The following is a 1252-nucleotide window of genomic DNA, read 5'->3' as shown; positions in this document are numbered from 1 at the left end:
ACCATGATCTCCACGTTCTGGCACGTTGCCATCCCCGCCGCCCGCCCCGCAATGGCCATCCTGGGGCTGTTCACGTTCATGACGGCATGGACGGACTTCCTGTGGCCGCTGCTGGTGCTCGACGCCGGCAACCCCACCCTGCAGACGGCGCTCAGCCAGCTGCAGTCCGCCCGATACGTGGACTACTCGGTGGTCCTCGCCGGCGCGGTGCTGGCCACCCTGCCGTTGCTGGTGCTGTTCGCGCTGGCCGGAAAACAACTCATTTCAGGAATCATGCAAGGAGCAGTGAAGGGCTAATGCCACATTCGACATACTCGCGGCAATGGCCGGAAGGCTTCCTTTGGGGATCTGCGACGGCGGCGGCCCAGATTGAGGGGGCCAGTCACCAGGGCGGCAAGGAGGACTCCGTGTGGGACCACTTTGCCAGGATTCCGGGTGCCATCGCCAAGGGCGAGAACCTGGAGCAGGCAGTGGACCACTACCACCGGATGCCCCAGGACGTTGCGCTGATGAAGGAACTGGGGCTGGACTCCTACCGCTTCTCCACCAGCTGGGCACGTGTCCGGCCGGGGGACCGTGCGGCCAACCCGGAGGGCCTGGACTTCTACTCTCGCCTCGTGGATGAACTCCTGGAGGCAGGGATCATGCCCTGGCTGACCCTCTATCACTGGGACCTGCCGCAGGCACTGGAGGAGAAGGGCGGCTGGGCGGACAGGGACACCGCCTACCGGTTCGTAGAGTACGCACATGACGTATACACGGTGCTGGGGGACAGGGTCCGGCACTGGACCACCTTCAACGAACCGTTCTGCTCCTCGTTGCTGGGCTACGGCTCGGGCGTCCACGCGCCGGGCCGCCAGGAGCCCCGGGCGGCCATCGCTGCGGTCCACCACCAGCACCTGGCCCACGGCCTGGCTGTGAACGCCCTGCGCGAACGTGGCGCCCAGCACCTGGGAATCACCCTCAACCTGAGCAACTCCATCCCGCGCGACCCCCAGGACCCTATCGACCTGGATGCCGCGCGGCGCTTCGACTCCCTGCAGAACCGGATCTTCCTCGATCCCATCCTGCGCGGCAGCTACCCGGAGGACACGCTGCGCGACCTCGCGCCGTTCGGCCTGGCGGAACTTATCCTCCCCGGCGACCTGGAGGCAATCAGTGCGCCCCTGGATTTCCTGGGCGTGAACCACTACCACGATGACCTCATCAGCGGCCACGCGGATGACGCCGGGAGCGACGGACACTCCGGGGG

2 protein-coding genes are annotated in these 1252 nt (G+C 66.6%); both read left to right on the top strand.

Annotated features, from left to right (window positions below; translation table 11 throughout):
• On the top strand, nucleotides 1–297 hold a 297-nt coding region (locus DBR22_RS20845), incomplete at its 5' end, for an ABC transporter permease subunit (RefSeq protein ID WP_146187602.1).
• Nucleotides 297–1252, top strand: a 956-nt coding sequence (locus tag DBR22_RS20840) for a glycoside hydrolase family 1 protein (RefSeq protein ID WP_108600562.1), incomplete at its 3' end; no start/stop codon positions are given. The genes DBR22_RS20845 and DBR22_RS20840, both read left to right, overlap by 1 nt.

The sequence above is a fragment of the Arthrobacter sp. HMWF013 genome, assembly GCF_003061105.1.
Taxonomy (GTDB): Bacteria; Actinomycetota; Actinomycetes; order Actinomycetales; family Micrococcaceae; genus Arthrobacter.
The sequence above is the reverse complement of the archived record's forward strand: the minus strand, read 5'-3'. Positions and strand labels throughout refer to the sequence as shown.